The organism is Microbulbifer aestuariivivens, assembly GCF_039545115.1.
Classification (GTDB): Bacteria; Pseudomonadota; Gammaproteobacteria; order Pseudomonadales; family Cellvibrionaceae; genus Microbulbifer; species Microbulbifer aestuariivivens.
Map to the genome: position 1 here is coordinate 195,499 of NZ_BAABRT010000003.1, position 25,496 is coordinate 220,994.

The following is a 25,496-nucleotide window of genomic DNA, read 5'->3' on the forward strand; positions in this document are numbered from 1 at the left end:
CAGCGCCTGGGCGCCAACTGGTGACTTTTGCTAAGCGGCGGCCATTATAACGGCATCCGCGGCCCAGCACAGGATGGAGACTGGAAACCGCAACCAGCGCCCTCGTCCACTCCGCAGCGCATGTGTTATAAGTGTCGCAACGCCGCAGAAAACCAAAATTCGGGCTGGCGCCAGCATTACACGGAACCCAAGGACCCTCTCTGACCAATGAATAGAGCTCGGAAAACGCTTATGGAAAAGCTGTTTACCGAACACGGGCAGGCGCTGGTGAGATTCCTGTCGCGCATCGTCCGCAACACTGAGGACGCCGAAGACATCGCCCAGCAGGCCTACCTGCGCCTGCAGAAGCTCAGTGACGAGAAAGAGCTCGACAACCCCCGGGCCTACCTCTACCAGATCGCCAACAACCTCGCCATCGACCAGTTGCGCCGCGGCAAACTCCACACCGAATACGTCAACCAGCAGATCCCCGCCGAGGGGGAAACAGTCAGCGATGACCACGCCGACCAGCAGTCCCCGGAGCGGGTACTGGCAGCCCGCCAGCAACTGCAGTCCATCTACGAGGCCATGGACAGCCTGCCGGTGAAGTGCCGCCAGGCCTTCCTCCTGCACCGAAGCCGGGGCCTGTCCTACACAGAAATTGCCCGCGAGATGGATATCTCGGTCAGCAGCGTCGAGAAGTACATTCTGCAGGCCCTCAAGGCCTGCCGGCGTCGCGTCGACAGCCCCTGACCGGCATCGAACGCCGTGCGCAAGTGAACAATCACCACAAACAAGCATCAAAAAATGCACCGGAGTGGCCCGCCGGGAGCACCAGCGCACAAGCCTTGTGCACTCATATGCCGGTCTCAGTCACAAAAAGACTTGAGGTACCACCGCCCCCAGTCGTCTCATCTCAAAGCGCGGTCGCCTGAAAGCAAAAAACAGGGCAGAACGAACACTAAACGCTAAACTTTGCCCCGCGCCGCAAGATAAATTGCGATAAAATGGCGCAAGACCCAGAAAAAAGGTTGAAAATAGCGCCAGACTGTCAACTTGGCAAGATGCACCTTTTTGGATCGTTGCAGGGCTGCTGTTCCCGCCCCCAGCGGACCGCTCCCCACCGGCCGGACTGGCCCGCAGGGGTAGCGAGGTGAAGAAATAGAGCAGGAATAACAGCAGTGAACACAGCAGGCGTTCAAACAGTAGAAAATGAGCAGCGATTGGACCAGGCCTGCGCCTGGGTAGCGCGCCTGCGTTCAGACAGCGTCACCACTGCCGACCGCCGGGAGTTTGCCCACTGGCTGCAGGCATCCGCCGGCAACCGCGAAGCCTTCGACGAAATGGCCGAGCTGTGGGGCGACCTGGGCGCACTGAAACACCTGCCAATCGACACCCTATTCCCGGAGAGCCGCCCGAGTCTGGCTGCGCGCCAATCACTGGCAGCATCCAACGCGCCCGGCGCTAAAGCCAAGGGAACCCGGAAAACCAAAGGAGCCGGCCGCTGGGATTTCTCCCACTGGCTGCTGGGCAGCGGCGTCATCGCAGCCTGCCTGATGGTGACGCTGTGGATCGGCAACCAGTGGCTGGGGCAGGATGTGCAGGAGCAGCTCTACACAACCGCTGTGGGCGAGACCCGCACCGTTACCCTTCCAGATGGCTCCATCATCCAACTAAACACCAATACCGAACTGGTGGTCTCCTACAGCCGTGAAGAACGCCATACCCAGCTGGTGCGCGGTGAAGCCTTTTTCGACGTGGCCCGGCAGACCGCCAGACCCTTCACCGTTGCCGCCGGCAACGCCTGGATTCGGGTTCTCGGCACCGAGTTCAACGTAGAGCGCAGCCAGCAGACTACCCGCGTATCCGTCACCGGTGGCACAGTGGCGGTCAGCGAGACCTCCAGCGCCGCGGGCCTGCCTCCGCAAAGCGTGAAACTGGTAAAGGACCAGAAAGTCAGTGTTTCCAGCGCCGGCTTGGGCAGTGTTGCCAGAACTTCTGCGGAGCAGGCTCTGGACTGGACCCAGGGAATACTGGTCTTCGAAGACACGCCCCTCGCGGAAGCCCTCGATGAGCTGAACCGCTACCTGCCGGTGCCCGCAAAGGCCGACCCCACCGTGGCCGGGCTCAGCCTATCGGGCACCTTCGAGCTGTCCGACCCGGACAGCACCCTCAAGGCCATCACCGCCGCCCTCGACCTCAGTGCCGACCAGAGTGACCCTAACCTGACTCTCTTGTCTCCCTCTCACAACTAAGATATAAAAACCCGCAGGGGCGGCCGTTATATCCAGCCACAAGCTGGATACGCCCGATAAAACCATATAAATACTCTGCCGGCGCTTACCCGCGCCTGTGGAACCACGCTAAGCGGGCGACTCTTTGAACTCTCGGGCCACACTTACCCTGGCGCTTTTGATGGCACTGATGATTGCTCCCCCCTCCGGAGCGACCGCCATCTGTCCGCAGGAAGGCGTGAGTCTCCCCTCCGGCACCCTCTCCCGCGCCCTCATCGCCCTTGGCCGCCAGTGCAAGATTTCCGTTCTGGTTCAGACCGCGTCCGCCGATAACTACCTCGTGAGCGAACAGGCCCTGACCCCCGAAGATGGCGCCTTCGAGCCGATCCTGTCACAACTGCTGGACGACTCGCCGTTCACCTTCCAGCGGATCAGCCCGAGGGCCGTGGCTGTGGTGAAGCGCGAAATGGACGCGAAAGACATCGACGAGCTGGCCCCGCGCCCCGCCGGTCGCCCGGAGGAGGTCACCGTGATCGGCCACAGCCTCACCGGCAGCCACCTGCGCCACCTGCAGCTCGAGAGTTACGCCCCCGTCGATATCCTGGCGCAGCCAGAGCTCGAGATCACCGGCGCGCAAACGGTGGCGCAACTGCTGAAATTCCTGCCCGCGGTTTCAGGCAACTCCACCAGCACCGCGGTCAGTAACGGGGGGGACGGCACCGCCACTGTCACCCTGCGCGGACTGCCTGCCAGCAATACCCTGGTATTGATCAACGGACGCCGTATCGTCAACAACGGTTTCGGCGCTGAGGCGGCGGACCTCAACACCATCCCCCTCTCCTCCGTGGAGCGCATCGAGATCCTCAAAGATGGCGCTTCCGCGGTTTACGGCTCGGACGCCATCGCCGGCGTGGTGAATATCATTCTGCGCCAGGATTTCGAGGGTCTGGCCTTCAACAGCTATTTCGGCCAGGCCCAGGAAGGTGACCTGCAGACAGAATCCCACCATCTCACCTGGGGCAACACTGGTGAACGGGGGCATATCATGCTCAACCTGGCTCACTACAGCCAGGGCGCGCTGATGAGTCGCGACCGCCCTCTCTCGGCCAGCGCAGACAATCGCAATCGTGGCGGTACCGACCTGCGCTCCTCGGCCACCCCCTCAGGCTACATCGGCCTCGATGACGACACCGTAGTCACCAGTGCGGAGAGTGGCGGCTACCACAACTGGACCCAGGAGGATCGCTACAATTACAGTGAATTTACAACCGCTGTCGTACCCTCCTCGCGGGACTCCATCTACCTGTCTGGCGCCTACGATTTCAGCGACAGCTCCACGGGCTTTCTGGAGGTAATGGGAGCAAGCACCCAGGCCGAAACACAAATGGCGCCGACGCCGATTTTTTCCCGCTTCGACAACGGCGACCTGACCATTGCCGCCGACAATATTTACAACCCTTTCGGCACCCCCATCGAAGATGTGCGCAAGCGGGTACTGGAGTTAGGCCCCAGAAAGCAATTCAACGAAACGGAAACCTGGCGCCTGAATACCGGCCTTAAAGGGCTCTGGAACAGCTGGCAGTGGAAGCTCACCATGGGGCTTCACCACACCCGTGCCAAAGAGCGGCTGACCAACCTGATTGACCCAAACCGGCTGTCTGCGGGGCTGAAAGGTCCGGACCAGTGCAGTGCCGAGTCCGACTGTGTCGCGGTCAACCTGCTTGGCCCAACAGGCAGCATCGACACGCGACAATTGGACTTTATCCGCAGTGAGAGCCGGGTGCACGGCATCTCCCGCATGGCCTCATTGACCTCTGTGGCCGACGGCATCCTCGGCTCCTACAGCCAGGGCGAAATCCTCGCCGCAGCCGGCCTGGAATTCAGGCGCGAACAAATCAATTTCCGCTCCAACGATGCCGACGGCCTGTCCTTTATCGGTGGCAGCGCCTCCGGCTCGGCCACCGGCGAACGCATCATCGGCGAGGCTTTTGCGGAAATCTCCGCGCCGCTGTTAAAGGATCAGCTCTGGCTCGACGGCGCCGTGCGCTACTCGGACTACAGCGATTTCGGCACTACGGCGAACCCCAGGATTGCCCTGCGCTGGCGGCCACATCCATCGCTGACATTGCGTGCCAGCTACGCCACCGGCTTCAAGGCACCCACCCTCATGGACATGAACCAGAGCGGTTACCAGAGCCAGGAGTTCCTGTTTGACCCCTGCACGCGCGCTGATGCCCTCGATCTACCGGGCTGCCGCGGCCAGTCGGACGACGCGCGCATCCAGTATCTGACCGAGTTTGGCGGCAACCCAGAACTGAACCCGGAAACATCGGACAACCGATCTCTCGGCGCCGTCTGGACTCCGGCATTTTCCGACGGCTTCAGCGCCACTGTGGATATTTACGATATCCGCCAAAACGATGTCATCGATACCAGCCCGCAATACCTGATCAACCAGAACGCTTTCGAAGGCCTGTACAGCGACCGTGTACTGCGCGACGAGCACGGCGATATCACCCGCATTCTTGCCACCCGCCTCAACATTGGCGCCAGGGAGGTCAGTGGAGTCGACCTCTCCCTGCGCTATGAGCAGGACTCTGAAACCCAGGGGCGTTTTCGCTGGGCTTTTAACGCCAGCCATATGTACCGCTACCTGAATCAGGCCGCACCGGGATCTCCGGTTGAGGATCTGGCCGGAACCTTTGTCGACCCGGCCAGTGGCGGCGCCGGCTCACTGCCGAGATGGAAAGCCAACTCCGGCGTCTATTGGGACCGGGGGAGATGGGAGGGCGCCTACACGATTCACTACGTCGGGCCGCTGCAGGAATGCTTTAACCACAATGCTGCGCTGGTGGAGCGGGAAATCGACAGCTGGTTTAGTCATGACCTGCAAATCGCCTATCGCTCCCCCCTGGGAGCGAGATTCGCCCTGGGCGTGGACAACCTGCTAAATCAATCGCCACCTTTTGCGGCCACCGCCTTTAATGACAATTACGACGGTCGAACCTACGAGCTGAGTGGCCGCTACTGGTATACCACCATCGCCTACAGCTTCTGACCGCCCCGGGCAAAACCTATTCATTGCGCCCGCTTCCCCGCCTCAGATCAAAAGATTCGAACTTCTCCGCCAACGGCGCGCCAATGGTCGACGATCCCCTTGCCTGTACAAAAAATGTTCTAGTGTTTTAGCAAGCCTCTGTTGATAGAAGTTTGCAGTTGTCAGGGAGGAGACTGCCGTATTCGGCGTTTAGAACCGGTATCAGGAGAGGTATACCATGGACAGATCCCGTCTATCCCGGGCAATTAAGGGCGCTATCACAGCCGCAGCCGTTTCCACCAGCATTGCAACTTCACCGTCCTTCGCTCAGCAAGTGGAAGAAGTCGTCGTTACCGGTTCGCGTATTCAGCGAGTAACCGACGCCAACAGCGCGACGCCAATCAGCGTGTTCGATGCCGCAGCACTGGAAGCATCCGGCCAAACCACCCTGGAAGACTTCCTGCAGGAAGTCCCATCCATGACCGGCGGCCAGCTGGGCTCCACCGTGAATAACGGCAACCCCGGCCTGGCAACAGTGTCACTGCGCGGCCTCGGTTCCTCACGCACACTGATTCTGCTGAACGGCCGCCGCCTGAGCTCCTCCGGCTCGTCCACCGGCGTGGTGGATTTGAACACCATCCCGACCACTGCGATCGAGCGGGTGGAAATCCTTCGCGACGGCGCATCGACGATTTACGGCTCTGATGCCATCGCTGGCGTCATCAATATCATCACCAAGAAAAATTTCGAAGGTGCCGAGATCTTCCTCGACGGCGGCACCTCGCAGAAAAATGACGGCCAGGAATATCTCGCCGCATGGACGTTCGGTGCCGCCAGCGACGATGACGACGGCCATGTGATGTTCAACATCCAGTACACCAAGCGGGAAGACATCCTGCAGGGGGATCGCAAATGGTCCGACTGCCCGCTGTTTGAAACCAGCGGCGCCGTGTTCTGTGGCGGCAGCAGCTACAGCATACCGGCACAGTTTTTTATCGACAGCTCCGAAGACGGCCTGATTCTGGACCCGACAACGGGAACTCAGCGGCTTTTCAACCCGGCCATCGATGGATTCAATTACGCTGAGTCAAGCTATCTGGTGACGCCGCAAGAAGTGGTCACCTTCTATGGTTTTGCAGAGCAAGAACTCTGGGACTGGGAAGACTTCACCACCTTTGGCACCTTCGCCGAGCTGCTCTATGCAAACCGGCAGTCGGACCAGCTGCTGGCTCCGGAAGCCACTTTCTTCCAACCCACGGCGCCGGCCACTAACCCCGGCAACCCCACCGGTGAAGACGCGATCGTCCTGCGCCGCCTGGATGAAACCGGTGGCCGCTCCTTCAATCAAGACCTGAGCATGTGGCGCGGCGTGGTCGGCTTCGATGGCGAGTTCAAAAATGAATGGACCTGGGACATCTCCTACAACTACGCCCGCTGGGTAGACCCGCAGATAGAACTTGGGCGCGCCAACCCGAAGCGTTTTACCACCATGCTCGACCCGGCCCTCTGTGCCGCGGATGAGGACTGCGCCGCGGCCGCGGCCGCCGCTGGCGCCACCGCCTGGGATCCCTTCAGAGCGGGCACCTTTGTGCAGGCCTGGCAGGACTATGGGCTGGTGCCCAACTCACCTGTCGAAAAAGCCACCCTGAGCAGCCTGCAGGCGAATATCGTCGGCGACTTCGGCGGCTTTACCATGTCCACCGCCAGCGAGCCTTTCCAGTGGGCCGCAGGCTATGAGAAACGCCGAGAGAGCACCTCTGTCGTGGTGGATGGCGCCGCGCTTCTGGGCGAGATCTACTTCGTCAGCGGCGTGAACTGGGGCGGTTCCTACGATGTGGATGAGGCCTACGGCGAGGTATTGATGCCCCTGATGGAGGGGCGGCCCTGGGCGGAGGTTCTGGCCGCAGAGATTTCCTTCCGCTACTCCGACTATCAGCGCACCAGCAGCGACACCACCTGGGCAGGCGTCGTCGACTATGCCCCCATCGAGCAGCTGCGCTTCCGCGCCACCTACTCTCAGGGCTTCCGCGCACCGGGGCTCGATGACCTGTACGAGCCGCCGGTGCAGTCCGCAGAGAGCTACACCGACCCCTGCATTAACTGGGGCGCCAGCAGCAACCCGGTCCTGCAGGCCAACTGTGCCGCCGACGGTCTGCCGCCGGACTTCGAGCTGGGCAACTCCCAGGCCACCGGCCTGTTCGGTGGCAACGAGGACCTCAAGAATGAGACCTCCGAAAGCTGGACCTTTGGTGCCGTCTGGACCCCAACCTTTGTCGAAAACCTGGACTTCACCATTGATTACTTCGACATCAAGGTCGATAACGCCATCGGCACTTTCAACACCAACACCATCGTCCGCGACTGTTACCTCAGCGAGGGCTTCAGCTCCCCATCCTGTGACCTGATCCAGGGAGCCGGCGCGGTTGGCGTAACCCCGCTACCGACCAGCCCGCGCCGTGATATCAGTGGCACCATCTCCGGTCAGCTGCTGACTACTCAGAACATTTCCACCTTTGAAACCAACGGCGTGGATCTGGGTGCGGACTACAGCATGGATATCGGCGACGGCGTCTTTACCTTCAGTGGTACCGCAACCTACCTGCACCAGTGGAAGTTCCAGGCCAGCGAATTCGATCCGGAAGTGGATCTGGCCGGCTACTTCGGCGTGGACCCGGTCACCACTCGCATCGCAGCCTTCCCGAAGTGGAAGCTCTACACCAGCTGGGGCTACGAGTATCAGGATTGCTGGGCTACCACCGTGGTCGTCCGTATGGAAGGTGAGGTCGACGATATCGCGCCCCGCGACGTAGACCTGGCTACACACGTGGACAACAAATTCTACACGGACTTCAACTTCCGCTACTTCCGCTGGGACGACATTGTCCTCTCCGGTGGCATCCGCAACGTGTTCAATCAACAGCCGCCGTATGTCACCAACTTCGACGACATGAACACCCTGCCCCTGAACTACGACACCACTGGTCGCTACTACTACGGTCGCGTGCAGTTCAAGTTTTAACCGCCTCGCCGCTCCCCGTCGGGGAGCGGCCTTTCGCCCCCAATACCCCACATTGCTCCCCCCCTTCATTCCCGGCCTTTCATTCGCCCCCTTGATTCGCGCCTCTTCATTCGCACCTCTTCATTCGCACCTCTTCATTCGCACCTCTTCATTCGCGCCCCTCCATGCTGGTCACCCGGGAAGCTGGTTATTTTTTACGCAAGGAAAGCCTGAAAAACAACCAACTGATGTATCACAGTAAAAATTGCATTTTTTGTTGAGGAATCCTGCGCCAAATCCGTCTTCCTTTCTGTTGGGAAGGAAGTGGCCGCTTGGGGGTAGCCACTTCCGATCATCGCCCGCACGGGCAACACACTAATAAGTCCAACGATCAAGAAAGGATTTACAATGAAAAAGAACCTCCTGTCGGTAGCGGTTACCGCTGCCATCATGGTTCCTTCCATGCCAGCTTTTGCACAAGACGATACCAAAGCGGTTGAAGAGGTTTTCGTCACCGGTTCCCGTATCGCCTCCGCCGTGGCCGACACCCCTCGTCCGGTTACTACCGTGAGCGTGGAAGACATGCAGCTTAGCGGTGCCGATAACGCAGCCGACTTCCTGCGGAACTCCGCCTACAACACTCTGGGCTCCTACCAGGGCCAGTCCGGCACTGCCTACGGCTCCGCGCACCTGATAAGCCTGAAAGGCCTCGGCGCAGATCGCACCGCTGTCATGATTAATGGCCGCCGTGTACCCGGCAACCCCTGGACCGGTACCTCCGCGGTGGATATCAGTACCATCCCGATGGCCGCCATCGACCGTATCGAAATCCTTACAGACAGTGCCTCCGCAGTTTATGGCGCCGACGCCATCGGTGGTGTTGTCAACATCATCATGAAAAAGAACTGGGAAGGCGCGGAAATCAGCGCCGGCTCCAGCTCTCCCACCCGTGACAATGCGGATGGGTCCAACTTCAGCTTTACCGCAGGCGCCGCTTCCGACCGTGGCAGCATCGTTTTTTCCGCGGAATACCTGAAGAAAAGCACCATTTTTGACCGCGACCGCGACTACTCCTCTCCTCTCATCAAGGGAAATTCCAGCTCTGGCGGCCTGCCGGTTGATGGCTCTTCCGATCTTCAGGGCATCAATGGTGGCGGTAACTCCGCGTTCGCTACAGACTTCTCTGAAGCGCTCGGCGTCATTGGCCCCTGCGACAGCGCCGGCCTCACCCCCGTTGCCGACCCCTTCGGCGTTCCCGGCGAAGGCTGTGGTTACGCTTACGCCAACTTCAGTGCTCAGTCACGGGGTTACGAGCGTCGCTCCACCTTCCTGAGCGGTGAGTATCAGATCAACGACGACCACACCCTCTTCTTTGAGAACCGCTTCACCAACAAGGAAGACGCCGGTCGCTTTGCGCCCGCCATTGGTGGCTTCTTCTTCTCTGAAGACTCTCCGTACAACGACCTGGGCCAGGACGCACTGCTATATCACCGCTTCGTTGCCCACGGCACCCGCGATGACCGCGGCATTAGCAACGAATTCGACACCACCTTCGGCTTCAAGGGCTCCCTGCTGAACGACAGCATCAACTACGAAGTTTACGCCCGCGACTACCGCTTTAACGCGGCGGATTATGGCGATAACTACGTATTGACCAGTGTGATTGAAGAGCTGGTAGCGGCTGGCGAGTACAACCCCGTTGATCCTTTCGATCCCGCCAACGAGGAAGCCATTGCGGCCTCTAAAGCGAGCCTGTCCCGCGACATCAGCACCCACTACGAAGGCTACGGCGTAACCCTTAACGGTACCCTCGACCAATTCTCCCTGAGTGGCGGTGCCATCGGCTGGGCGGCGGGCTGGGAAACCGCGCGCGAGGCTTATGCCGACAAGTACGACTCCTACCGTGAAGCGGGTAATGTGCTCGGCTCTGCCGGCAACTCCGCCTCCGCTAGCCGCAGTCGCGATGCCTTCTTTGCCGAAGCGCAGCTGCCGGTGTTGGAGAACCTGACCACCAATATCGCGGCGCGCTATGACAGCTATAGCGATGTCGGCAGTGAGTTCTCGCCCATGCTGTCCGTTCGTTACCAGCCCCACGATATGGTCACACTGCGCGCGTCTGTAGGCGAGGGCTTTAAAGCTCCGAACCTGACCGACATGTACAGCCCCTACTCACAGGGCTTCCTGCAAACCCCCGACTATGCCCGCTGCGAAGCGCTCGAACTCGATAAGTGCCCGGCCTCCCAGATGGAAGTCTTCACCGGTGGTAATGAGAACCTGGCGCCGGAGGAAGCTTCCTCCTGGAACATCGGCGTCGTTCTGGCACCGATCGACAGCCTGACGCTGAGCGCGGACTGGTGGAACGTCAAGCTCGACGGCGCCGTGAAGGCACTGGACCTCGACGATCTGCTGCTGATTGAGAGCACCGGCAGCCTGCCCAATGGGGTTTACGTCAACCGCGCACCAAGTGTCGATGGCGTACCCGGCCCGATCACCCGCTGTGAGGGTACCGGGCTGAGCGCGCCAGACTGTGGCATTGTCAACGTCTACGCCAACATCGCCGAAACTGATGTTGAAGGTATCGACTTCAAGGCCAACTGGATACTGGATACCGCTATCGGCGGCTTCGAGGCCAACCTGATCTGGTCGCACCTGAGAAAGTACAACGAAGTACTGCCCGTGCTGGGACTGAAGGAGCAGGCTGGTACGCAGGAGTTCCCGGAGAACAAGGTGAACTTTGCTCTGCGCTACAACCGCGACAACCTGACCCTGGCTTACAACTACACCTGGCTGGCAGAGACAGAATCTGACTACGATGGCGTTTTCCCGTCTTGGCAAGGTCATGATGTCAGCGCTGTTTACACCGCGCCTTTCGGTACCGAGTTCAGCCTCGGCATCCGCAACCTGACCGACGAAGACCCCACCATCGAGTCTGCTACTGGCTGGAACGCCAACACTTCGGGCGTCTCAATGGCTCTGTCTCCAATCGAGGGACGCGTGTACACCGGTACTATCCGTCACCGTTTCTAAGAACGATTAGAAACCGTTTAACCCCGGCCTTGCCGGGGTTTTTTTTGCGCTGCACATTAACCTCGCCATGCAGTTCATAAATTTTTTTCACACTCAATGTCAGCCCTGGCGAGTAAAAACCCTTATGCCCTGTCAGGAGAATTTTTTACTGCCTTAGCCAATTCACACCCATAACGTCTTCCTGTCGGATCTCCAGAAAAACCACATAATGACTATCGTCAGCGCAAACACTTTCCTCGACTGCTATCTCTCATTGAGCCATGACCAACCTCACCAGAGCCTGGTCGAGCACGTCTTTCTTTTCTCGCCACAACTCTCGCCACAATATTTTCACATACATTCCCCCTGATCATTTAGGCGAAGAACGATGAATTTCACGCAAATAACACTAAAAAAAACGCCACAGCGGGCACATTAAAAATAAAAATTCTCTTGAGGGTTCCACCCCTTCACGCGTCTTTATTTCTGTTGGCAAGGAAGTCGCCATCTGGATGTATCCGTTTTAGATCATTGCCCGAATAGGCAATACACAATAAATCCAACGATCAAGAAAGGATTCACAATGAAAAAGAAGCTTCTGTCAGTCGCTGTTACCACTGCCATTATTGCCCCCTCAATCCCCGCTCTGGCACAAGAAGATGCCCAGGCGGTGGAAGAGGTTGTCGTTACAGGCTCTCGCATTCAACGGGTCGACCTGGAAAGCGCCCTGCCAATTCAGGTCCTGGACGCCGATGACATCGCCGCTACTGGCGTGACATCTGCACCAGAACTGATGTCCAAGCTCACATCCATGCAGGGCATGGTTATTGCCGCAGACTCTGTCGGCGGCGAAGGTGGCGGCCTGCAAACTGCCAACCTGCGTGCCCTAGGAGAAAGTTACACCCTCGTCCTGCTAAATGGCCGGCGACTGGCAGCCTCCACCTCTGGCAGTGTCGTCGATCTGAGCCACATCCCGCTGGCGGCGATTGAGCGCGTTGAAATACTCACCGATGGCGCCAGTGCCGTCTATGGTTCCGATGCGATTGCAGGGGTGGTCAACTTTATTTTGAAGGCGGAGGTCGAAGCCACCACCATCAGTGCCCGCTATGACCAGCCAGATGCCAGTGGCGGCGGTGATATTGCCTCCATTGACCTGACCACAGGCTTCGGTAATTTCGAAGAGGATGGCTTTACTGTGATCGCCAGCCTGAGCCACCATGAGCAGAGCGAACTTGCGGCAAAAGACCGGGAGTTCGCCAAGACCGGTATCATTCAGGTGACCAACCCCGATACCGGCAATACGGGACTGTTCTTCAACGGCTCTACCAACTCCATTCCCGGTAATGCCTACGTTTACTTCACCGACTCATCCGGGCATGACAATATTTCCTTCAACCCCTACCGGGAAGCAAATGGAAGCTGCGCCCCCGACAATGCCCCCTCCAGCAACCTTTGTGCTTTCGATTACACCAGCACCCTGTTCATACTCCCGGAAATTGAAACCGATTCAGTCTTCCTATCCGGTAAATACCGCCTGGCTGATAATCTGGAAGGTTTCAGTGAACTGGTTTATTCACAGCGCAGCATCACTGCCAAAACTGCCCCATATCCGACCGGTCAGGTTCCTTTGCCGCTCGACTCCGACCTGGTCGCAGACTATGTTCTGCCTTATATAGACCCACTTCTGGTCGCTGATATTGAAATGGTCACGGGTACCTGGCGGGCGCTTGCCGCGGGCAACCGCCTCGAAGAGCTGACCTCAGATGCCATTCACTTTGTCAGCGGCATCAAGGGCTCCGTGGGCGACATCAACTATGAAGCTGCGCTATTCCACTCCTCTACCGATCAAGAGCAGAATTACCCGGACGGCCATTTACTGCTGGAAGAATTCGGTGAGCTGATTGGTTCCGGCGAGCTGAATATTTTCGAGCCGGTAGACAACCTGCCCGCGAATACCGCTGAACTGCTTGCGCCGACTGTTTATAGCGGCAATTACTCCACCACAGAAACCGCCACTACCGGTTTTGACGCCTCTTTCGATATGCCGCTGTTCGCAATGGGAGCCGGCGAAGCAATACTGGCCGCTGGGGTTGATTACCGTCAAAGCAGCTATGTAGAGGACATCTCCGACGCTAATCGAGACACACTGATTCTGTTCCGCCAGGCGGGTACCAGCTATGACCTGGAGCGCAGCAGCTACGGCGCTTATGCAGAGGCCTTGTTCCCGATAATGGACAGTCTGGACGTCACCGCCTCTCTGCGTTACGACACTTTCAGTGGTGTTGATGCCACCGTTGACGGAGAAGATCTGGGCACGGTAAACAAGACAGAGTCAGACCTGACCTACAAACTGAGCGGTCGCTGGACCATTAACGACAACCTGTCTATGCGCGCCTCTTATGGCACAGGGTTCAAAGCCCCGGCCATGGTCAGCCTGGCTCGCCCACTGGTGAACTTCGGGGTAACTTCCGGCACATTTGATTGTGTTTTCCCCGATTCCGACCCACTGTCCGACCTGTGTGTGGCTCCAGCAGGCTTTCAGGCCCAGGTACTGGCTGGGGGTAACGCCGAGTTGACACCGGAAACCTCTAACCAGTACAGCGTTGGTTTCGTAATGGATCTCGACAGCGGCTTTACCGCAACCGTGGACTACTGGAACATCTCCATGGAGGATCAAGTAGACAGCCTGACCGAGCAACAGATCTTCGATAACTGGCAGCAGTACCGTGAGCTGTTTGTCGCCGTCACCAATACCAGCACCGGCATTGACGAGCTGGGCATTATCCAAGCGGACGTTAACATCGGCGAGTCCGAAGTCAGTGGCATTGACTATCGCTTCGAACAGACTGCCGAATTGCCCTTTGGTGAGCTAGCCCTGAGCCTCGCGGGTACATACATGATTGAGAATGAAAATTCTCTCTACGGTTCCAGCATGGGTAAGTTCGGTGCGAACGACGCGGTCACCTTCCGCAACCAGATCCGCGCCGGCGTTACTCTTTCTCACGGCGATTTCGCGCACAATCTTGGCATAAACTACCGCAGCGGTTACCTCGACCAGTGGAACAGCATCGGACTCATTGATAATGATGGCAACTACCTCACCGAAATTGTCGATGGCGACGAGGAGATCATCTACGAAGACGTTCAGCTAGAGATTCCTTCCTACACAACTTTAGATATCCAGAGCCAAGTCATGTTGATGGAAAATCAGCTGTCTCTGAAGCTCGGCATCAACAACCTTGCAGATCGGCAACCGCCGCGCACCCTGCGTGTCAGCGGCGCCGGACACCAGTTGGGCTTTGACCCGCGCTACTCTGATGCTTACGGGCGCACTCTATACTTAAACGCAGCTTACACTTTTTAAGTAATTGCCTTTAACACAGTGAGTGAAACCCATGGCGCTTGGCGCCATGGGTTTTTTCCCTTCAACTTACTAAATGCACAGCCCCCACCTAATCAGGAACCCCCTTTTTCACCATGCCCACCAGATAACCAGAAACCTGCTAGCATTAAATGACGCCGGAAAGCCTGGAAATACTGCATATCGCTCCTCGACCAGATAGAAGCGCAACACCACTAACGCTCTCGAACCAATCATATTTGCTCAATCAGTTTGAGTTAGCATCTGCCCAAAAACTTTTCGGACTAACGACCTTCCAATCCCAGACGCCAATTTCTCGCTTTTTCGCCGGAACCAACAGCCAATGGACTTTCTTACCGCTTTTCTAACTCTGCTGTTCGTCATGGACCCGCTGGGTAACATCCCGATCTTTTTGGCGGCGCTGAAAAACGTGTCTCAGCGGCGGCAGCTGTATGTGATTATGCGGGAGCTGATTTTCGCGCTGATTGTTCTGCTGGTATTCCTTTACGGCGGGCGCTTCCTGCTGGCCTGGCTGGGACTCTCCCAGGAAGCCATCCGTATTGCCGGCGCCATAATCCTGTTCCTGATCGCGATACGCATGGTGTTTCCGATTCCGGGCGGCATTATGGGCGAGCAACTGGAAGGCGAGCCTTTTTTTGTGCCATTAGCCGTACCGCTGGTGGCCGGCCCCTCGACCATGGCGATCTTGATGCTGATGACCAACAGTGAAGGCGAGCGGTTGATGGACTGGACACTGGCACTGCTTGCCGCCTGGGGTGTGTCGGCGGTCATCCTGTTGATGTCCGCGCCCCTGGCGCGCCTGCTGGGTAATCGCGGCCTTATCGCCGTGGAACGATTGATGGGTATGGTGCTGGTGATGCTTTCGGTGCAGCTGTTCCTGGACGGCATCAAGCAGAGCCTGGCCTGACGTGGCTTATACGCGGCAATGAACACAGTGTCCCGCTGCCTGCGCATCTCGTTGCCTGCTGCAGCCTATCCCGGGCTGTGAACAGCCGCCAAACCGTAAAAGCTCCCGACCGTGGAGTCTTAATCCGCCACCAGACCACCGCTTTGCGGTGCCAACTGCACAGGCCAACTGCCCAGAGCAAGAGCCAAGAGCCAAGAGCCCAGAGCCCAGAGCCCAGAGCAAGATGCCGCCACAATAGACCGCGTCAGTCTGACCGACTGGTGCGACATCAACGATCGTGCCGGACGCTCGATGAAAACAGGCACAGACGAGTTGATCTCGCCGGCAGCCGGCTAAATTGCTCCGACCAAACACTGTCACCAAGGCCGGCACAAGCTAGCTTTCCAGCCTTATATTCGACTGAAAAAATTGATCTTCGCAGGATTTCACTCCAGCAAAACCCGCTACAGGCGCGGGCGCAACAAATCACACCGTTTCACCTGTAACGATTCGCCTATATTTCGATCAACTGCTAAACTCCGGGGTCTTGCTGTGGCCGGCTGTCGGCGCGGCCTGGCTCCCGAGCCTGGCAAACCGGAAAAAGTCAGGCGCTCCCCGGCGCCCAGGTTTCCCTTGCCAGGTGGGGAGAGTCGACCGCAACAGTCACTTGAACCGGGCTCAAAAGGCCCGAGTAACGCTATAACAACTGGAATACAGGTTATGTCGTCGAATACACATCAAAACAGTGATGGCTTCTTTGGCCACCCCAAAGGGCTCTCCACGCTCTTCTTCACAGAAATGTGGGAAAGGATGAGCTACTACGGTATGCGCGCCCTGCTCGTACTGTTTATGACCGCCAGCCTGCAGCAGGAGGGTCTTGCCTTCACCGTCGCGGCGGCGACCGCCATCTACGGTCTTTATACCGGCGCGGTGTACTTCCTCGGCCTGCCCGGCGGCTGGATTGCAGACCGCCTGCTGGGTGGCCAGCGCACCGTCTGGTACGGCGGCATCATCATTATGTGCGGCCATATCGTGCTGGCCATACCCAGCGACAGCACCTTCTTTGTGGGCCTGATTCTGGTGGCCACCGGCACCGGCCTGCTGAAACCCAACATCAGTGCGCTGGTGGGCCATCTTTACCAGCCGGACGATGTGCGCAGAGACAGCGGCTACGCCCTTTACTACATGGGCATCAACATCGGCTCGGTACTCGGCTATATGATCTGTGGTTACTTCGGTGAAAAGATCGGTTGGCACTGGGGCTTTGGCGCCGCCGCCGTGGGTATGGCGATCGGCCTGATCCAGTACCGCCGCACCATCGGCAACCTGGGCGATGCCAGCCTGAAACCGGAAAACCCCATGACCGCCGAAGGCGAGAAAAAGGCCTGGAGCACCATCTGGGCCGTCGTCGCCGCGGTCGTCGTCATCACCGCCATGACCATGAGCGGGGTGATTACCATCAACCCGGTGGTGGTTGCGCAGTATGTTGCGGTCGCCTTTACCCTGATCTTTTTCGCCTACTACGCCTATATCTACTTTGCTGGCGACCTGAACGCTTCCGAAAAGAGAAAGATGTGGGCCCTGTTCCTGGTGTGTGTGGCTTCCGCCTGCTTCTGGTCCGGCTTCGAGCAGGCGGGCTCTTCCCTGAACCTGTTCGGCCGCGATTACACCGACCGGATGATCGGCTCCTTCGAGATTCCCGCGTCCTGGTTCCAAAACGTCAACCCGATGTTCATCATCATCCTGTCACCGTTCTTCGCGGCGCTGTGGATCAACCTCGGCAAGCGCATGATCACGCCGTCCTACGGCATGAAATGCGCCATCGGCCTGATCATCATGGCCAGCGGCTTTATCGTCATGTTCTTCGCCGCCCAGTATGCCGCCGAGGGCCTGAAGGTGGCGCCTTACTGGCTGGTGACCACTTACTTCCTGCACACGGTGGGTGAGCTGTGCCTGAGCCCGGTGGCCCTGAGTGCGGTGAGCAAGCTGTCACCGCGCCGCTTCGCCGGCCAGATGATGGGCGTGTTCGTGCTCACCTACTCCATCGGCAACATCATCGCCGGTCTGCTGGCGGGCAACTTCGACCCCAATAACGTCTCCGAGCTGCCCAAGCTGTACCTGCAGATCGCCATCTTCAGCATCGGTATCGGTGCCGTGATCGCCCTGATCAGCCTCAAGTCCAAGGCCTGGGAGAGTCACGGAGAGGGCGAGGAGAAAGAGCCGGTAGAGCCCGGCGAGGTACCCGCCAAGGCGGTCTAAACTCCGCCAGGCACCACGTCTTAGGACGACACGCAAAAGGCCGCTGGTAACAGCGGCCTTTTTTATTGCGACTGCCCCGTCTGCCAAAGCGAGTTCAATCGAGCGCCCAGATAAGGCAAAGGACCACGGGGAAGACATTCCCTCAGCCGTCACAACGACGCTGCTGAGCTGGGAAGCACAGCCGGATCAGGTTAGAAGATGTGCGTTAAGCCAGATAAAGCGCAGGCCGATCACGCTCAGCAAACCGGCGAAACAGTTTTTCAGCATCTGCGCAGAAAGGCGGTGGGCCAGCAGCGCCCCGAAGCGGGCGAAGAAGGCGCTGGCCAGGACGATGCCAGAGAAGGCGGGCCAGTAGATATAACCGCTACTCCAGGGTGGCAGCATTGGCTCGCGCCACCCCTGAATGGCGAAACTGATCGCACCGGCAACGGCGATCGGCAGGCCACAGGCGGCGGAAGTGGCGACGGCGCGCTGCATCTGCACCCGGCAACGACTGAGAAAAGGCACGGTAAGGGAGCCGCCGCCAATTCCGAAAATGGCCGAGGCCCAACCAATAAATCCCCCGGCGCCCAGCAGTACGGACCTGCCCGGCAGGTGTCCGCCGTCCTCGCCCAGTTGCGCGTGGCGAAAGCCGTCGAGCCACATTTTCACCGCAATGGCCAGCGCAAAGACCCCGATCAGCAGTTGCAGCCAGGCACCGGGCAGTAAGTGGGCGGTCACACCGCCCAGCCAGGAACCCAGCAGGATACCCGGCGTCATGGCGGCAAACAGGCCCCAATCCACGGCGCCCTTCAGGTGATGGGTGCGAATGGAGCTGATGGATGTGATGACAATGGTGGCAAGCGAAGTGGCGACCGCCATATGGGTGAGGATTTCCGGCGGGATACCCTGGGCGGTGAATACCAGCACCAGTGCCGGCACGATGATCAAACCGCCGCCGACGCCGAACAGCCCGGCGATGGTGCCCGCGGCGGCGCCGAGCAACAGGTAGATCAGTAGCGTTTCCATCCCTCTCCCCCTAACAAGCCGACTTCCCGGGCGACCTATACGCCGGCACCCACAGAAAGGCTACCGGCCTCACCCTCACCCTCGCGTCTCGCGCCAGCCAGCCAACTAAACAGCCAGCCTGTTGTCCGGCGTTATTTCTCCACCTGCAACCAGTCAAAACCCTGCTGCTGACAGGCGAAAATGCAGTTGCCCACGCCTTCCGCCGCCTCGGCCAGGGTTCGGCGGGCCAGTTCCAGGCTGTTGTTTTTTTCGCTGATATGGGCCACCACCAGATGCTGCAGCTGCCGGAAGCCCACCCGGTGCAGGAAACCCGCCGCCTGTTGATTGCTGAGATGGCCATAGGCGCCGCCAACACGGCGCTTCAGTGACGGCGGGTACGGCCCCTGGGCCAGCATCTGCGGATCGTGATTGGCCTCCAGCACCAGGGCATCACAGTCGCCGAAATGGGATTCCACATGAGGGGTGACGGTGCCCAGATCGGTGAGCAGGCCGAGGCTGGTGCCGCGACTGCGAAACACAAACTGCGCCGCCTCCCGCGCATCGTGGGGCACAGCCACCGGCGTCACCTGGATGGCGGCCACCTCGAAGGGCTGGTATCCCTCGATCAGGTGGACCCGCGGCAGCTTGCCGATATCCCGGGCGCGCAGGGTGCCCGGTGTCAGGTACACCGGCAGGCCATACTTGCGCGCCAGCGGCGCCACCCCGGAGAGGTGATCGCTGTGCTCATGGGTGACGAGAATGGCCGAGAGATCGGCCGGTGACATACCGAGCCGCGCCATGCGCCGCTCGGTTTCCTTGATGGTAAAACCGCAGTCCACCAGCAGGCAGTGGTCGCCGCTGGCGACCAGTGTGCCATTGCCCTTGCTGCCGCTCCCCAGTGACGCGAACCTCAGGGCCATCAGATCAGGTTCTGACGAATTGCCATCAGCAGTTCGGAGGCCTTGGCCCGTGTCAGCGGTTCACCCTGGGTGTTGCGAATACGAACCTCCACCACATCCGGGGTATTGCGCACCACCACCAGATAGCCGGGAATATCCGCGGCCGGACCGCTGCCGATCCCCGGAATATTCTCGAACAGGGCCGGCTCGCTGCCGGCCTTGACGCGAATATTGGCCAGCAGCTGCTGCATGGTCACCTGCTCCGCCTCACGGGCCAGAGTGTCCTCTTCACCACCGCCCCAGGAGAACCAGCCGCCCTCGTCGTCGCTGGAGAGTTCACGGTCTTCGTCGTAGGTGACATAGAGAATACCGAGGCCGGAATCCTCCTCATGCATACGGTAGGCGCCGGAGTTGAGCGCGTGGGCAACCGTGGCCCAGGCGCGATCCTTGCTCAGCGCCAGGGTAATAAATGGCTCGCCACCGGCGGGTTCATTCAGCTGCACCTTCACGGAACCGCCACCGATCGCCTGGGCCACCAGGGACGCGGCCGCGCCGGTGACGTCTGCCGCCAGCACCGAGGACATTTCATCGATCATCCAGCCTTCCCGCTCGGGGCTGCTGGAAAGCTCCGGCCAGGTGACGGCCGCGCTGGCAGGCATTTCCGCCGGTGCGGAAAGATGGCGCACATGGATTTCGGTAGTGTCCGGCTGCACACCGGACTCGACGCGCAGGCGATACTTGTCCTTGGTGTCCGGCGCATCCTTAAACTGCAGCCAGGTGGTTTCCATTACCCCGGCATTGGCGTCGGAACGCTCCAGCTGCAAACCGGAAGTGCGCAGGAAGTAATGCAGCTGCGGCCACACCTCTTCCGGCGGCTGGGATACCAGCACCCAGCGACGGTTGCCCAGCTTCTGGATCTTCACCCGCTCCAGGCCGGCGTTCACCGCCAGCGCCTGGGGCCGTGGCACCTCAAATTCTCCGCGCTCCAGATCGGCGCTGCCCACCTGGGGGATCTCATAGAGTTCCTCCTGGCTCTTGGCCTCCACGCCCTCGGGAAGCTGCAGCGGCGGCAGGCTATTGGCCAGCTGGTAGTCATTACCGCGATCGCGGAAGTAGCCGTTTTCCCCGAACACGCCGCAGCCGCTCAAGGTCAGGCCGGCGATACAGAGTGCGGCTCCAGCAGTCAGTCTTGTCATTATTACGTTCCCAAATCGAATTCTTAGAGGCGGAGTTGTCGTCCGCGGGCGACCGGCTTCAGAGTACGCCAGCGGTGCGCAGAGCCTCACGCACAGTGGCGTGGTGTTCCGGGGAAAGGCTGGTCAGCGGCAGGCGAATACCGCCGTCAATGCGCCCCATTTCCCGCAGCGCCCACTTTACCGGTATCGGGTTGGACTCCACAAACAGCACTTGGTGCAGAATCTGGATGCGCTGGTCGATGGTGCGGGCGGTATCGGCGTCACCGCGCAGGGCCGCCGCGCACACCTGCGCCACCGCTGCCGGCGCCACATTGGCGGTCACACTGATGTTGCCCCGTCCACCGGCGAGCATCAGCTCCAGGGCGGTGGCGTCGTCACCAGAGTAGACGGCAAAGCCCTCCGGCAGTGTTTCAATCAGATCCCGGGCCCGCTCCAGGTCACCGGTGGCCTCCTTGATGCCGACAATATTGCTCACCGCTGCGAGCCGGCGCACCGTATCCGGCAGCATATCGACCGCGGTGCGCCCAGGTACGTTATAGAGGATCTGCGGAATGGCAACCGCCTTGGCAACCGCTTTGTAATGCTGAAAGAGGCCTTCCTGGGTCGGCTTGTTGTAGTAGGGCGTCACCAGCAGGCAGGCATCGGCGCCGCATCTGGAGGCGGTCTCGGTAAGCTCGATGGCTTCAGAGGTGGAGTTGGCACCGGTACCGGCGATCACCGCAATACGGCCCGCGACCTGGTCGACAACCCGGCGGATAACCTCGAGGTGCTCATTCACATCCAGAGTGGCGGACTCGCCGGTGGTCCCCACCGCCACAATGGCGTTGGTGCCCTGCTCGATATGCCACTCCACCAGATTGTGCAGGCTATCCCAGTCCAAGCCGCCATCTGCATACATTGGGGTAGCCAGAGCCACCATGCTGCCGGAAAACATCCTAACTCCTTATTATTGGGTCAGCGGACGGTCTGCTACCGCGCGCCATTGCCAGCAAAAAATAGACCGGTATGTTACTGAGCACCGGGGGCAGATGCCAGAGCGCCGGGGCACCGCACCCGCTACTCAACCGGGGATCAGCCCGCCACTTTTTTCCTGCGCTTTTTCTTGCGCTTGCGCACACCATCGTAGATGCCGGGCGCATCCGGCGGGCGGGTTTTGAAACGCCGGTGCACCCACATGTACTGCTCCGGGTGCTCGCGCATACGCGACTCGACAAACTGGTTGACCAGTACCGCGTCCTGCAGCTCGTCCCCGGAGGGAATCTCCTCGATGGGCGGGTGAACCTTGACCTTGTAGCCCGCGCCCTGTTCCAGTCTCGTCACCGTGTACGGCACCACCAGTGCGCGACCGACGCGGGCGAAGCGAGAGGTGCCAGTCACCGTTGCCGCAGGCTGACCGAACAGAGGCGCAAAGACCCCCTGCTTGATGCCATAGTCCTGATCCGGCGCATACCAGACCGCGCGACCGCGCTTCAACGCCCGCAGCATGCCGCGCACATCCTTGCGCTGAAACACCTCGGTATTGTCGCCGTGGCGTTCGCGCCCCTTGCGCTGCATATAGTCGTAGACCGGGTTCTTGTGCGGCCGGTACATCCCGTCCACCGGGTGGCAGAGGCTCATAAACTGGGCGCCAATCTCCAGCGTGGTGAAATGCATCGCCAGCATCACCACGCCCTGCCCGCGCCCCGCCGGCGCCTGCAGATACTCGAGCCCTTCGATGGTAAAAAGGTCGCGCAACCAGCGGCTGGAACGGAACCAGGCCATGCCGGTTTCCATCAGCGCAATACCGTTTGACTCAAAGTTTTCGCGCAGAAGAGTATTGCGTTCCGCCGCGCTCTTTTCGGGGAAACACAGTGCCAGATTGCGCTCGGCGATTGTCCGTCGGCTGGGCGCGAGGCGCATCATGGCGCGCCCCAACAGCCGCCCCAGTGCCAACTGCCAGCGGTAGGGGAGTTGCGCCAGCAGATACCAGAGGCCGAACAGCAGCCAGGTGGGCCAATAGCGCGGATGCAAAAGCGCCGCGCGGAAATGCGGTTTTTCCATAAGCCAGGGGGACCGATTGCCGCCAGAGAGAGAAAGCGGCGCATTATAGCGGATAAATCCCAGCAGATGCGCCGCCGCGCCAAGTCCGCAAGTGCGCGGCACAAGCGCGTGTAGCGGATGCGCCCAGCCGCTTTCCCCCAATGGGTTTTCCTGCAGCCCGGCCCCACCCATCGACCACCCGCGCCGTGCAGCGCGCATTTCGATACCTCCACTTCATGGCCCAGACTGATGAATGCGCTCAAAGCTTGAGAGGAACCCGGGCGCCGCCCTGAGCGAGATCGAGGAGCAGCGGGAAAACCGGCGGGGGTTAACAGGCGCTAGCGGGCACTAGGGGTCAGTCACCGCTCGCAATAGCTCGATTCCGCCGTTATTTCACCGCAGGCAGATTCCGAAGCTGAAAATAAGCTATGAGCTTGAATGAGCTGGCCGGGGCTGGATGACTGCCGGTCCTGTGGGGCCGGGGGTTCGCTGGATACCAGCTGGGCACTGGGCGGGTACTAGGCGGGTACTAGGCTGCCCCTAACGAACAGGGTCCGCCACAAAATAACGGATAGGCCGGCTGCTAGGAGGCGGGTACTAATGAGCCGGGCGCTAATGAACTGGGTAGTAAAGAACCGGGTGCTAAAGGGCCGGGGGCTAAAGAACCGGGTGATAAGGAGCCTGCTACCAGGGACCGACGAATAAGGCCAGCTAATAAGGCCCGCCGATCAGAAGGCGGCAGGCTCGTTTTCGCCGGCGGCCCGCCCAAGCTTTGGATCCGCCCCGCCACCCAAACTGTCAACTGTCAGAAGGGCCAAGAGGCGCAGCCGTTCAACACGTTTGGCTGGCCGCCCCTGGGCTCAGTGGCGCAAAAGCGTATCCAGCTCGTCCACCACCGCACACCAGTCCGAATCCTCCTGAATCGCTTCTTTAAGAAACTCCCGCTGCCCGTCGGACCAAAAAGTCGCCTGGGCGAGCTTCTCGTCATCGGCCAGGTGATGAACGGCGACGAATTCGTCGATGGCGGCATTCTCGGAAGCGAGACCCAGCTGAGCAAAAAGGTCATTCAGATTGTGATGGGTTGAAGTGTCCATTGCGACTCCAGCTGACGGTTGCAAAAGGTACCTTGGCTTGTCTCAAGGCTATCTCAGGATTGTTTCAGGCGTGTTTCCGCCTTTACCAGAGCAGTATAGGAAACGGCACCGCCAGACAGCAGCGCCCAACTGCCTCAATCACAACCCCAACCTCAATCGCGACCGGGCAGCCGGTTATCTCAGGGCGCCGGATTCGGGTTCTGGTTGTGGATAGCCTCGATTCCCTCGATAACCGCCTGATCCAGCTTGACGTTGATGCTGGCAATATCGCTCTTGAGCTGCTCCATGGTGGTGGCGCCAATGATATTTGCGGTCACAAACGGCTGCTGGTTGACGAACGCCAGCGCCATTTGCGCGGGGTCGAGACCGGCCTCGCGCGCCAGACGCACATATTCCGCCGTCGCCGCTTCAACCCTGGGCCCGGCATAACGCTGGAAACGCTCAAACAGGGTCAGGCGCGCACCCGCGGGTTTCTGCCCGCCGAGATACTTGCCCGACAGCGCCCCGAAGGCCAGCGGCGAATAAGCCAGCAGGCCGCACTGCTCGCGGATCGCCATTTCCGCACAGCCCACTTCAAAAGTGCGGTTCAGCAGATTAAAGGGGTTCTGGATGCTGGCAATACGCGGCTTGCCCTGGGTTGCCGACAGACGCAGATATTCCATCATGCCCCAGGGGGTCTCATTGGAAATACCGATGTGTCGCACCTTGCCGGCCTTGACCAGTGATTCCAGCGCATCGAGGGTTTCCGCAATGGCGATACCGTCGTCACCGCCGTGCTGATAGCCCAGCTTGCCAAAGAAGTTGGTCTGCCGCTCTGGCCAGTGCACCTGGTAAAGATCGATATAGTCGGTGCGCAGTCGCTGCAGCGAAGCCTCGCAGGCGGCGAAAATCTGCTCGCGATTCAGGCGCGGTCCGCCGCGAACATGGGCAACCCCGGAGTTGCCCGCGCCGCGCCCGGTCACCTTGGTGGCGAGGATAAAGCGGTCGCGATTGCCCCGCGCTGCCTGCCAGTTACCGATATATTCTTCCGTCCGCCCCTGGGTTTCCGCACGGGGCGGGACCGGGTACATCTCGGCACAGTCGATAAAATTCACTCCCTGATCCAGGGCGTAATCCAGCTGCTCAAACGCATCGGCTTGCGTATTCTGCTCGCCATAGGTCATGGTGCCGAGGCAGATCACACTCACATCCAGACCGGTGGTGCCAAGCTTGCGGTATTCCATGAATTGCCTCCTGTTATACGAATAGGCGGGCATTATGCAGGATACGGGCGAAGAGTTTTAGAAGCGCCCCTTCCTCGGGGTGCGCCAGAGATCACTCCCCCCGCAGAAGATAAGAAAAACCCGAGAAAAACCGGGCCGGGCCTGAAGCGCTAAATAGCTGAATAGCGGAAACGCGCAAAATACAAAACCAGGAATGCGCAAGCAAAGGAAAGCACTACAGAAAAGCTGAAGAGCAGAAAAAATCCGTTAACAAGTCGCAAGGCGATGGGATGGGGTGCCGTGAGGAAGGCGGCAATA

15 protein-coding genes are annotated in these 25,496 nt (G+C 59.6%); 8 read left to right on the plus strand and 7 right to left on the minus strand.

The annotated features are described in order from the left end of the window. Positions 1-207 precede the first annotated feature (207 nt). The 8 genes from ABEA58_RS03170 (at position 208) to ABEA58_RS03205 (ending at position 17,781) form a co-directional block, all read left to right on the plus strand. Positions 208-732 (plus strand): RNA polymerase sigma factor, encoded by a 525-nt coding sequence (locus ABEA58_RS03170; protein WP_345548762.1) that lies wholly within the window; start codon positions 208-210, stop codon positions 730-732. A 470-nt stretch (positions 733-1,202) separates the two neighbouring features. Further along, entirely contained in the window at positions 1,203-2,234 is a 1,032-nt protein-coding gene (locus ABEA58_RS03175; protein ID WP_345548764.1) for a FecR family protein, read from the plus strand. 160 nt (positions 2,235-2,394) lie between these two features. After that, positions 2,395-5,271: a TonB-dependent receptor gene (locus tag ABEA58_RS03180; RefSeq protein ID WP_345548766.1), complete on the plus strand. Its 2,877-nt coding sequence runs from the start codon at positions 2,395-2,397 to the stop codon at positions 5,269-5,271. Between the two features lie 217 nt (positions 5,272-5,488). Further along, positions 5,489-8,269, plus strand: coding sequence for a TonB-dependent receptor plug domain-containing protein (locus ABEA58_RS03185; RefSeq protein ID WP_345548768.1), 2,781 nt, complete (start codon positions 5,489-5,491; stop codon positions 8,267-8,269). 387 nt (positions 8,270-8,656) lie between these two features. Further along, positions 8,657-11,275, plus strand: coding sequence for a TonB-dependent receptor plug domain-containing protein (locus tag ABEA58_RS03190; protein ID WP_345548770.1), 2,619 nt, complete (start codon positions 8,657-8,659; stop codon positions 11,273-11,275). 562 nt (positions 11,276-11,837) lie between these two features. Beyond that, entirely contained in the window at positions 11,838-14,618 is a 2,781-nt protein-coding gene (locus ABEA58_RS03195; protein ID WP_345548771.1) for a TonB-dependent receptor plug domain-containing protein, read from the plus strand. A gap of 340 nt (positions 14,619-14,958) precedes the next feature. Beyond that, on the plus strand, positions 14,959-15,543 hold the full coding sequence (locus ABEA58_RS03200) for a MarC family protein (RefSeq protein ID WP_345548773.1): 585 nt from the start codon (positions 14,959-14,961) through the stop codon (positions 15,541-15,543). A 699-nt stretch (positions 15,544-16,242) separates the two neighbouring features. Next, entirely contained in the window at positions 16,243-17,781 is a 1,539-nt protein-coding gene (locus tag ABEA58_RS03205; protein WP_345548775.1) for a peptide MFS transporter, read from the plus strand. Between the two features lie 186 nt (positions 17,782-17,967). Here the strand turns inward: ABEA58_RS03205 and ABEA58_RS03210 are convergent, their stop codons facing one another. The 7 genes from ABEA58_RS03210 to ABEA58_RS03240 form a co-directional block, all read right to left on the minus strand. Then, positions 17,968-18,789, minus strand: coding sequence for a sulfite exporter TauE/SafE family protein (locus ABEA58_RS03210; RefSeq protein WP_345548777.1), 822 nt, complete (start codon positions 18,787-18,789; stop codon positions 17,968-17,970). Between the two features lie 131 nt (positions 18,790-18,920). Beyond that, positions 18,921-19,688, minus strand: coding sequence for an MBL fold metallo-hydrolase (locus ABEA58_RS03215; RefSeq protein WP_345548778.1), 768 nt, complete (start codon positions 19,686-19,688; stop codon positions 18,921-18,923). Next, complete coding sequence (gene bamC / locus ABEA58_RS03220) at positions 19,688-20,863, minus strand: NlpB/DapX family lipoprotein (RefSeq protein ID WP_345548780.1); 1,176 nt, start codon at positions 20,861-20,863, stop codon at positions 19,688-19,690. Before bamC ends, ABEA58_RS03215 begins: the two co-directional genes overlap by 1 nt. A 58-nt stretch (positions 20,864-20,921) precedes the next feature. Beyond that, entirely contained in the window at positions 20,922-21,797 is an 876-nt protein-coding gene (gene dapA / locus ABEA58_RS03225; protein WP_345548782.1) for a 4-hydroxy-tetrahydrodipicolinate synthase, read from the minus strand. A gap of 137 nt (positions 21,798-21,934) precedes the next feature. After that, entirely contained in the window at positions 21,935-23,101 is a 1,167-nt protein-coding gene (lpxL, locus tag ABEA58_RS03230) for an LpxL/LpxP family Kdo(2)-lipid IV(A) lauroyl/palmitoleoyl acyltransferase (protein ID WP_345548784.1), read from the minus strand. A gap of 641 nt (positions 23,102-23,742) precedes the next feature. Next, the gene (locus ABEA58_RS03235; protein WP_345548786.1) at positions 23,743-23,976 is read right to left on the minus strand and encodes a DUF2789 domain-containing protein; all 234 of its coding nucleotides are present in this window, start codon (positions 23,974-23,976) and stop codon (positions 23,743-23,745) included. 179 nt (positions 23,977-24,155) lie between these two features. Next, entirely contained in the window at positions 24,156-25,199 is a 1,044-nt protein-coding gene (locus tag ABEA58_RS03240; RefSeq protein ID WP_345548787.1) for an NADP(H)-dependent aldo-keto reductase, read from the minus strand. Positions 25,200-25,496: the final 297 nt, after the last annotated feature.

Excerpts from the sequence above, each read along its gene's own strand:
- lpxL (WP_345548784.1), bottom strand. The coding sequence starts at position 23,101 with ATGCGCGCTGCACGGCGCGGGTGGTCGATGGGTGGGGCCGGGCTGCAG.
- ABEA58_RS03180 (WP_345548766.1), top strand. The coding sequence starts at position 2,395 with ATGGCACTGATGATTGCTCCCCCCTCCGGAGCGACCGCCATCTGTCCG.
- bamC (WP_345548780.1), bottom strand. The coding sequence starts at position 20,863 with ATGACAAGACTGACTGCTGGAGCCGCACTCTGTATCGCCGGCCTGACC.
- ABEA58_RS03190 (WP_345548770.1), top strand. The coding sequence starts at position 8,657 with ATGAAAAAGAACCTCCTGTCGGTAGCGGTTACCGCTGCCATCATGGTT.
- ABEA58_RS03205 (WP_345548775.1), top strand. The coding sequence starts at position 16,243 with ATGTCGTCGAATACACATCAAAACAGTGATGGCTTCTTTGGCCACCCC.
- ABEA58_RS03170 (WP_345548762.1), top strand. The coding sequence starts at position 208 with ATGAATAGAGCTCGGAAAACGCTTATGGAAAAGCTGTTTACCGAACAC.
- ABEA58_RS03215 (WP_345548778.1), bottom strand. The coding sequence starts at position 19,688 with ATGGCCCTGAGGTTCGCGTCACTGGGGAGCGGCAGCAAGGGCAATGGC.
- dapA (WP_345548782.1), bottom strand. The coding sequence starts at position 21,797 with ATGTTTTCCGGCAGCATGGTGGCTCTGGCTACCCCAATGTATGCAGAT.
- ABEA58_RS03200 (WP_345548773.1), top strand. The coding sequence starts at position 14,959 with ATGGACTTTCTTACCGCTTTTCTAACTCTGCTGTTCGTCATGGACCCG.
- ABEA58_RS03210 (WP_345548777.1), bottom strand. The coding sequence starts at position 18,789 with ATGGAAACGCTACTGATCTACCTGTTGCTCGGCGCCGCCGCGGGCACC.
- ABEA58_RS03240 (WP_345548787.1), bottom strand. The coding sequence starts at position 25,199 with ATGGAATACCGCAAGCTTGGCACCACCGGTCTGGATGTGAGTGTGATC.
- ABEA58_RS03195 (WP_345548771.1), top strand. The coding sequence starts at position 11,838 with ATGAAAAAGAAGCTTCTGTCAGTCGCTGTTACCACTGCCATTATTGCC.
- ABEA58_RS03185 (WP_345548768.1), top strand. The coding sequence starts at position 5,489 with ATGGACAGATCCCGTCTATCCCGGGCAATTAAGGGCGCTATCACAGCC.
- ABEA58_RS03235 (WP_345548786.1), bottom strand. The coding sequence starts at position 23,976 with ATGGACACTTCAACCCATCACAATCTGAATGACCTTTTTGCTCAGCTG.